The 8,771-nt window shown below is 67.6% G+C and carries 9 protein-coding genes; all 9 read left to right on the plus strand.

Translation table 11 applies throughout. The features are described from left to right. Positions 1–3 precede the first annotated feature (3 nt). Positions 4–1,074 carry a phospho-N-acetylmuramoyl-pentapeptide-transferase gene (mraY, locus tag VGD28_RS17770; protein WP_331029690.1) on the plus strand — a complete coding sequence of 357 codons (1,071 nt, stop codon included), beginning with the start codon at positions 4–6 and terminating at the stop codon, positions 1,072–1,074. Then, positions 1,071–2,381 (plus strand): UDP-N-acetylmuramoyl-L-alanine--D-glutamate ligase, encoded by a 1,311-nt coding sequence (gene murD / locus VGD28_RS17775; protein ID WP_331029691.1) that lies wholly within the window; start codon positions 1,071–1,073, stop codon positions 2,379–2,381. The genes mraY and murD overlap by 4 nt, the downstream gene beginning before the upstream one ends. Next, the gene (locus VGD28_RS17780) at positions 2,378–3,610 is read left to right on the plus strand and encodes a putative peptidoglycan glycosyltransferase FtsW (RefSeq protein ID WP_331029692.1); all 1,233 of its coding nucleotides are present in this window, start codon (positions 2,378–2,380) and stop codon (positions 3,608–3,610) included. Before murD ends, VGD28_RS17780 begins: the two co-directional genes overlap by 4 nt. Next, positions 3,610–4,767: an undecaprenyldiphospho-muramoylpentapeptide beta-N-acetylglucosaminyltransferase gene (murG, locus tag VGD28_RS17785; RefSeq protein WP_331029693.1), complete on the plus strand. Its 1,158-nt coding sequence runs from the start codon at positions 3,610–3,612 to the stop codon at positions 4,765–4,767. Before VGD28_RS17780 ends, murG begins: the two co-directional genes overlap by 1 nt. Then, positions 4,764–6,194, plus strand: coding sequence for a UDP-N-acetylmuramate--L-alanine ligase (murC, locus tag VGD28_RS17790; protein ID WP_331029694.1), 1,431 nt, complete (start codon positions 4,764–4,766; stop codon positions 6,192–6,194). Before murG ends, murC begins: the two co-directional genes overlap by 4 nt. Beyond that, on the plus strand, positions 6,191–6,385 hold the full coding sequence (locus VGD28_RS17795) for a hypothetical protein (RefSeq protein ID WP_331029695.1): 195 nt from the start codon (positions 6,191–6,193) through the stop codon (positions 6,383–6,385). The genes murC and VGD28_RS17795 overlap by 4 nt, the downstream gene beginning before the upstream one ends. A gap of 106 nt (positions 6,386–6,491) precedes the next feature. Continuing rightward, positions 6,492–7,385 (plus strand): UDP-N-acetylmuramate dehydrogenase, encoded by an 894-nt coding sequence (gene murB / locus VGD28_RS17800; protein WP_331029696.1) that lies wholly within the window; start codon positions 6,492–6,494, stop codon positions 7,383–7,385. After that, positions 7,355–8,356: a D-alanine--D-alanine ligase gene (locus tag VGD28_RS17805; RefSeq protein WP_414714520.1), complete on the plus strand. Its 1,002-nt coding sequence runs from the start codon at positions 7,355–7,357 to the stop codon at positions 8,354–8,356. Before murB ends, VGD28_RS17805 begins: the two co-directional genes overlap by 31 nt. Before the next feature lie 77 nt (positions 8,357–8,433). After that, the coding region (locus VGD28_RS17810; RefSeq protein ID WP_331029698.1) for an FtsQ-type POTRA domain-containing protein at positions 8,434–8,771 on the plus strand (338 nt) is incomplete at its 3' end.

The raw sequence follows: 8,771 nt of genomic DNA on the forward strand, positions 1-8,771 counted from the left end.
CAAGTGCTGTATGAGATCGCAGAGTGGCTGGGCTTCCCGAGCGTCCTCAACCTGATCCGCTATCTGTCGTTCCGGATCGGCGCGGCGGTGGCGACGGCGCTGATCATCGGCCTGATCATCGGCCCGCGCTTCATCGGCTGGCTGCGCGTCCGCCAGGGCAAGGGGCAGCCGATCCGCAGCGACGGTCCGCAGAGCCACCTCGCCAAGCGCGGCACGCCGACCATGGGCGGGCTGATGATCCTCACCAGCCTGGCGTTGTCGGTGCTGCTGTGGATGGACCTCACCAACCCCTATGTCTGGGCATGCCTGTTCGTGACGCTGGGCTTCGGGATGATCGGGTTCCTCGACGATTATGACAAGGTGAGGAAGGCGAGCACCGCGGGGGTTTCGGGCAAGGTGCGCCTGCTCGGCGAGTTCGTCATCGCGGGGGCCGCGGCCTGGGTGATCACCCAGCAGAACGGCACCGTGCTCTACGTGCCGTTCTTCAGCCAGTTCAGCGTGGATTTCGGCTATTTCTACATCGCGTTCGCCGCCTTCACGATCGTCGCGTTCGGCAATGCCGTGAACCTTACCGATGGCCTCGACGGGCTCGCGACGATGCCGGTGATCATCGCCAGCATGGCGTTCCTGCTGATCGTCTATCTCGCCGGCAATGCGATCTATGCCAATTATCTCGGCATCCCGCACGTGCCCGGCGCGGGCGACCTCGCCATCTTCTGCGGCGCGATCATGGGGGCGGGCCTCGCCTTCCTGTGGTTCAACGCGCCCCCGGCGGCGGTGTTCATGGGCGATACCGGCAGCCTTGCGCTCGGCGGCGCGCTCGGCACGATCGCGGTGGTCGCGCATCACGAGCTGGTGCTGGGGATCATCGGCGGGCTGTTCGTGGTCGAGGCGATGAGCGTCATCATCCAGGTGTTCGTCTACAAGCGCACCGGCAAGCGCGTGTTCAAGATGGCGCCGATCCACCACCATTTCGAGCAGATGGGCTGGAGCGAGCCGACCGTCGTGATCCGCTTCTGGATCATTGCCTTCGTGCTAGCGCTCGCGGGCCTGTCGACGCTGAAGCTGCGGTGATCGCCAGCACCTCCTGGCGCGGCAAACGCTTTGCGGTGCTGGGGCTTGCGCGGTCCGGGCTGGCGACGGTGCGTGCGTTGTTGAGCGCCGGCGCGCAGGTGACCGCCTGGGACGCCAAGGACGCGGTGCGCTCGACCTTCTATCCCGATCCGGCGGCAGCGGGCACGCTGACGCTCGCGGATCCGGTCGAGGCCGACCTCACCGGCTTTTCGGGGGTGGTCGTGTCCCCCGGCGTGCCGATCAACAAGCACCCGATCGCTGCAAAGGCGCGCGCGGCGGGCGCACCGCTGATCGGCGATATCGAGCTGTTCGCACAGGCGCGTGGCGGACTGCCGCGGCACAGGGTGGTGGGCATCACCGGCACCAACGGCAAGTCGACCACCACCGCGCTGATCCACCATGTCCTCGACGCCGCGGGCGTGCCCGCGCGGCTCGGCGGCAATATCGGGCTGCCGATCCTGGGTCAGGAGCCGCTTCCGGAAGGCGGCGTCTATGTGCTCGAACTGTCGAGCTACCAGATCGACCTGACCCATAGCCTCGATTGCGATGTCGCGGTGCTGCTCAACATCACCCCCGATCATCTCGATCGCTATGCGGGGTTCGAGGGCTATGCCGCGTCCAAGGCGCGGCTGTTCGCGATGCAGGCCAAGGGGCATGCCGCGATCATCGGCATCGGCGACCAGGCTTCGCAGGCGATCGCCAGGCAGGTCGCGCGTGCGGGCCGCGCCGAGGATCTGACCAGGATCGCGCCGGGCGTGTGCATGGACCAGTCGCGCTGGCCCGCGCTGCAGGGGCCGCACAATGCCCAGAACGCGCTCGCCGCCATCGCTGCGTGCGAGGCGCTCGGCGTGGCGCAGGATGCGATCGAGGCGGGACTTGCCAGCTTTCCCGGCCTGCCGCACCGCATGGAGCGCGTCGCGACGCGGAACGGCGTGCTGTTCGTCAACGACAGCAAGGCAACCAACCCGACCTCCGCCGCGCCCGCGCTCGAGGCGTTCGGCCGGATCCACTGGATTCTCGGCGGGCTCGCCAAGACCGATGATCTCGATGCGTGCCGTCCGGGCTTTCCGCATGTCGTCCGCGCCTACACGATCGGCGATGCGACCGAGCGGTTCGCGCAATTGCTCGACGGCGAATTTCCGGTCGAGCAGAGCGGCACGCTGGCCGCGGCGGTGAAGGCGGCTGCGGCGCAGGCGAAGCCGGGGGAGACGGTGCTGCTCTCGCCCGCCTGCGCCTCGTTCGACCAGTTCAGCGATTTCGAGGATCGCGGCGCGCAGTTCCGCGTCGCGGTGGGGGCACTGCAATGACCGATGTGAGGCGGAACCTGCCCGTCGTGCGCAGCAAAGGCTGGCGCGCCAAGGTCGAGGACAAGCTGAGCCGCGGAAGCAATTCCAGCTTCGGCCTGTGGTTCTGGGAGATCGACCGCATCCTGCTGCTGCTCGCGGTGCTGCTGATCGGCATCGGGCTAGTCGCAGTCGCCGCGGCGTCGCCGGCCTCGGCGGTGCGCTATTCGGACGGCGACACGCAGTTCGCGTCGATGCACTATTTCTGGCGGCAGGCGGTGTGGGTCGGCGTATCGGTGCCGGTGCTGCTGATCGTCTCGATGCTGCCGGTCAGCCTTGCGCGGCGCATGGCGATCGTCGGCACTGCGGTGTGCGTCATGCTTGTCGCCGTCGCGGGCTTCTTCGGCGCCGAGGTGAACGGCGCGCGGCGCTGGATCGGCTTCGGCTTCGCCAGCGTCCAGCCCTCCGAGTTCCTCAAGCCCTTCTTCATCGTCACCACCGCCTGGCTGCTGTCGATGCGGTCGAAGGATGCCGATCTGCCGGTGATCCCGCTCACCGGCGTGCTGACCGCGCTGGTCGCGGCGCTGCTGATGAAGCAGCCGGACTTCGGGCAGACGATGGTGTTCGGCCTCGTCTGGATCGTGCTGCTGATGCTGGCCGGCATCTCGACCCGCGCGATGGGCGTGCTGGGCGGGGGTGCCGTTGCCGGGGTGATCGCGGCCTATCTCTTCTACGATACCGCGCGCACGCGTATCGACAGCTTCCTGTTCCCCGATCCCGAGAAGGCGGCGGCCGAGCACTACCAGACCGACATGGCGCATGCCGTGCTTACCGGCGGTGGCGCGACCGGCACCGGGCCGGGCGGCGGGACGGTCAAGTTCAAGTTGCCCGAGGCGCATACCGACTATATCTTCTCGGTCGTCGGCGAGGAGTTCGGGCTGATCGCGTGCATCGGCATCGCGATCCTTTATCTCGCGATCATCCTGCGCGTGCTGGTCAAGCTGCTGGACGAGGAGGATTCGTTCCGCCTGCTCGCCGCAGCGGGGCTGGCGGCCCAATTCGGGATTCAGGCGCTGATCAACATGGCGGTGAACACGGGCCTTGCCCCCTCCAAGGGCATGACGCTGCCGTTCATTTCCTATGGCGGGTCGTCGATGGTCGCATTGTCGATCGGGATGGGACTATTGCTCGCCTTCACGCGGCGGAATCCGTATTTGAAGCGCTCACCCTATACGGTTCGAGGAAGCGGTTGATGAGTTCGGCAAAGCGTTACGTATTGGCGGCTGGCGGCACCGGGGGGCACATGGTCCCGGCGGCGGCGCTGGCGACCGAGCTGATGCGGCGCGGGCACAAGGTCGCGCTGGTCAGCGACGAGCGCGGCGTGCGCTTCCCCGACCTGTTCGAGGGGATCGAGACGCGGGTGGTGCCGGCGTCGCGCTTCTCGGGCGGGCCGCTTGGCTGGCTGCGCGCGGCGAACGCGATGCGCAAGGGCCGGGCGCAGGTGCGCGCGCTGTACCGCGAGTTCCGGCCCTCGGCGGTGATCGCGTTCGGCGGCTATGCCTCGCTCCCGGCGCTGATGGCGGCGTTCTCGGCCAAGGTGCCGGCGGTGGTCCACGAGCAGAATGCCGTGCTCGGCCGGGTCAACCGGCTGGTCGCAGGCAAGGTCGCCGCGATCGCCACCAGCTATGAGACTGTCGAGCGGCTCAAGCCCGCCTATGAAAGCAGGACCCACCTGGTCGGCAACCCGGTCAGGCAGGCGGTGCTCGACTTGCGGCTCAAGCCCTATCCCGCGCTGGACGAGGATAGCATCTTCCGCGTGCTGGTGACCGGCGGGAGCCAGGGCGCATCGGTGCTGAGCCAGGTCGTGCCCGACGGTCTCGCGTTGCTGCCCGTCCATTTCCGCCGCCGGCTTCAGGTGACGCATCAGGCGCGTGTCGAGGATATCGACGAGGTGCGCCGCAAATATGCCGATCATGGCATCCCGGCCGAGATCGCGACCTATCTGCCCGACCTGCCAGAGCGGCTGGCCTGGGCGCATCTCGTGATCGCGCGCGCTGGCGCCTCGACTATCGCCGAGCTGACCGCAGCCGGCCGTCCGGCGATCCTCGTTCCCTTGCCCGGCGCGACCGACGACCACCAGACCGCCAATGCGCGCGAGATCAGCGAGGCGGGCGGCGCGCGCACCATCCCGCAGCGTGCCTTCACCGCGCAGGAACTGGCCAAGCAGATGCAGAAGCTGGGGCTGGAGCCTGCAGCGCTCGCCCATGCGGCGGCCTGCGCGCGCAGCGTCGGCCGTCCGGATGCCGCGCGCGATCTGGCCGACCTTGTGGAGTCGATCGACGCCGATTGGGCCTCGGCGGGGCAAGGGCATGCAAAACCGGTCACCATAGAGAAAGCAGCTTACGCATGAAGGGCGTCGCCAAGGATATCGGCACCATCCATTTCGTCGGCATCGGCGGGATCGGCATGTCCGGGATCGCCGAGGTGATGCACAATCTCGGCTACAAGGTGCAGGGCAGCGACAGCGCCGAGGGCTATGTCGTCGAAGGCCTGCGCAAGCGCGGCATCCACATCGCGATCGGCCAGCGCGCCGAGAATCTGGGCGACGCGGCGGTGGTGGTCACCTCGACCGCGATCAAGCGCGACAATCCCGAAGTCCAGGCCGCCTATGCCCGCCGCATCCCCGTGGTGCGCCGCGCCGAGATGCTGGCCGAGCTGATGCGGCTCAAGTCGACCGTCGCGGTGGCGGGCACGCACGGCAAGACCACGACCACCTCGATGATCGCGGCCTTGCTCGATGCGGGCGGGGTCGATCCCACCGTGATCAATGGCGGCATCATCAACCAGTATGGCTCCAACGCCCGGCTCGGCGATAGCGAGTGGATGGTGGTCGAAGCCGACGAGAGCGACGGCAGCTTCCTGCGCCTCGACGGCACGATCGCGGTCGTCACCAACATCGATCCCGAGCATCTCGATCACTATGGCAGCTTCGACAAGGCCAAGGACGCCTATGTCGAGTTCGTCGAGAATGTGCCCTTCTACGGCGCGGCCTTGCTTTGCCTTGATCATCCCGAGGTCCAGGCGATCATCCCGCGTGTGCGCGATCGGCGCATCGTTACCTATGGCTTCGCCGCCAGCGCCGACGTGCGCGGGGTCAACGTGACGCCGCATGCCGGGGGCAACAAGTTCGAGGCGATCATCCGCTCGCGCGACGGCACCACCCGCTCGATCGAGGGAATCGATCTGCCGATGCCCGGCCGCCACAATGTCCAGAATGCGCTCGCCGCGATCGGCGTGGCGCTGGAGATGGGCATTGACGACGCAACCATCCAGAACGGCTTCGCCAAGTTCGGCGGGGTCAAGCGCCGCTTCACCAAGGTCGGCGAGATCGGCTTTGACAGCGGCAATCCCGCGATCGTGATCGACGATTACGGCCATCACCCGGTCGAGATCCGCGCGGTGCTGGCGGCGGCGCGCGAGAGCGTCGAGGGTCGCGTGATCGCGGTGGTCCAGCCGCACCGCTATTCTCGCCTCGGCAATCTGATGGACGACTTTGCGCAGGCGTTCAACGACGCCGACATGGTGTTCGTGAGCCCGGTCTATGCCGCGGGCGAGGCGCCGATCGAGGGCGTCGATGCCAAAGCACTCGTCGCGCGCACCAGCGAGCGTGGCCATCGCTCGGCGGCGACCATCGCCGATGCCTCGGCGCTGGCGGTGAAGATTGCGGAGATTGCGCAGCCAGGCGACCTGATCGTCTGCCTCGGTGCGGGCGACATTACCAAATGGGCCGCGGGCCTCGCCGATGCGGTAAATGCGCAACGAAAGGTCGCCGCATGAGCGACTGGTTCACCCTCGCCACCGACATGCAGCGCGAGATCCTGCGCGCGCAGAAGGCGCATCTCGACGCGGCGCAGAAGCTGCTCGATGCCGGCGAGCAGGTGAACGACCTCCAGCAGGCAGGGCAGAAGGCGGCCGAGGCGAACCTCAAATACTGGAAGCAATGGGCGAAACTGTGGGGGATGAAGTGAGCCAGTCCCGCATTCCTGTTCTCCTGCGAAAGCAGGAGCCCAGGGTTATCACGGACATCGCTCGCCGCCCTGGGCCCCTGCTTTCGCAGGGGAACGGAGGGCGGTCATGACCGTCGCGCTGCTCCCCAAGGTCCGCGGAAAGCTCACCGCCGATGCGCCGCTGGCGCCGCTGGTGTGGTTCAAGAGCGGCGGCAATGCGCAATGGCTGTTCGAGCCGGCGGATGTCGACGACCTCGCCGATTTCCTCGCCGGCCTCGACCCCGAGGTGCCGGTGATGGCGCTCGGCCTCGGCTCCAACCTGATCGTGCGCGACGGCGGCGTGCCGGGCGTGGTGGTGCGGCTGGGCAAACCCTTTGCCAAGGTCGAGCGAGTCGATGCCACGACGCTCAAGTGCGGCGGCGGGGCGAGCGGCATCCTCGTTTCTTCCACGGCGCGCGATGCGGGGATCACCGGCGTCGAGTTCCTGCGCTCGATCCCCGGCACGGTCGGCGGCTTCGTGCGGATGAACGGCGGCGCCTATGGCCGCGAGGTGCAGGACATCCTCGTCAGCTGCACCGTCGTGCTGAAGGACGGCAGCGTCGAGCAATGGCCGGCCGGAAAGCTCGGCTACAGTTATCGCCACAGCGAACTGCCGGAGGGCGCGATCGTCGTCGAGGCTGTGTTCCGCGGCATCCCTGGCGACCCGGTGTTGATCGGGACCGAGATGGACCGCATCGCCCGAGCCCGCGAGGAATCGCAGCCTTTGCGCAGCCGCACCGGCGGCTCGACCTTCAAGAACCCGCCCGGCCACAAGGCCTGGGCGCTGGTCGACGCGGCCGGCTGCCGCGGCCTGCGCCGGGGCGATGCGCAAGTCTCGGAGAAGCATTGCAATTTCCTCTTGAACCTCGGTAACGCTAGCAGTGCCGACATCGAGGAGCTGGGCGAGCAAGTTCGGCGCCGGGTGCAGGACAAGACCAACATCACCCTTGAATGGGAAATCCAGCGGATCGGAGTGGCGTGAGCGTGTCAGAACAGCTCGATCGGAACCTCAACATCGTCGTGCTGATGGGCGGCTGGTCGTCCGAGCGGGAGGTGTCGCTGACCAGCGGCCAGGGCATCGTCGCGGCGCTGAAGGAGCGCGGCTTCACCAACGTCACGCCGGTCGACATGGACCGCAACGTCGCGCAGGTGCTGGCCGGCATCCGCCCCGACGTGGTGTTCAACGCGCTGCACGGGACTCCGGGCGAGGACGGCACCGTCCAGGGCATGCTCGACCTGATGCAGATCCCCTACACCCACAGCGGCATCGAAACCTCGGTCATCGCCATCGACAAGGAGCTGACCAAGATGGTGCTGGTCCCGCACGGGATCCGCATGCCCAAGGGCAAGGTGGTCGCAAGCAAGTCGCTCTACGAGGGCGACCCGATGGCGCGGCCTTACGTGCTGAAGCCGGTCAACGAGGGCAGCTCGGTTGGCGTGGCGATCGTCACCGACGAAAGCAATTATGGCCATCCGATCAGCGCCAGGGCGGAAGGCCCCTGGCTCCACTTCGAGAAGCTGCTGGCCGAGCCGTTCATCAAGGGCCGCGAGCTGACCGTCGCGGTGCTCGGCGACGAGGCGCTGTGCGTCACCGAGCTGAAGCCGGTGCAGGGCTTTTACGACTATGACGCCAAATCTACGGATGGCCTCACCACCCATGTCTGCCCGGCCGAGATCCCGGCCAATGTCGCGCAGGTGATGATGGATATGGCGCTCGCCGCGCACCGGCTGCTCGGCTGCAAGGGCGCGTCGCGCAGCGACTTCCGCTGGGACGACACGCAGGGCGAAGCGGGAGTCTACCTGCTCGAAGTCAACACGCAGCCGGGCATGACCCCGCTTAGCCTGGTGCCCGAGCAGGCCAAGCAGCGCGGCATCAGCTACGGCGAGCTGTGCGAGCGGATCGTCGCCGAGGCGCTGGCCGATGCCAAGGTCAGGGAGGTCGCCGAGACGTGAGCGCAGCACATGTCCGGCGGGGGGCGTCGGGCCAGGCCCGGCGAAAGCCCGGATCGCGCGTCTCCGTACCGAAGAAATTGGCATCGAAGCTTCCGGTCAAGGAGGCCCAGGCGAACCGGATCGCGGGCTGGGCATTCGGCCTGTTCGTCGTCGCGATCGCGGCGGTCGCGCTGATCGCGCTCGACGTCCCGGCCAAGGTCGGGATTGCGGCCGGCGAGGCAGTCGGCGATGCCGGATTCCGGGTGAAGAGCATCGACGTGCGCGGCATCAAGCGGATGGACCCGCGCCCGGTCTATGAGCTGGCCGCCGACCAGAAGACCACCGCCATGCCGCTGCTCGACGTGACCGCGATCCGCCAGCGGCTGCTGGAATATGGCTGGGTCAAGGACGCCCGCGTCTCCCGCCGTTTCCCCGA

It is taken from the genome of Sphingomonas sp. (genome assembly GCF_036402235.1).
GTDB lineage: Bacteria > Pseudomonadota > Alphaproteobacteria > Sphingomonadales > Sphingomonadaceae > Sphingomonas.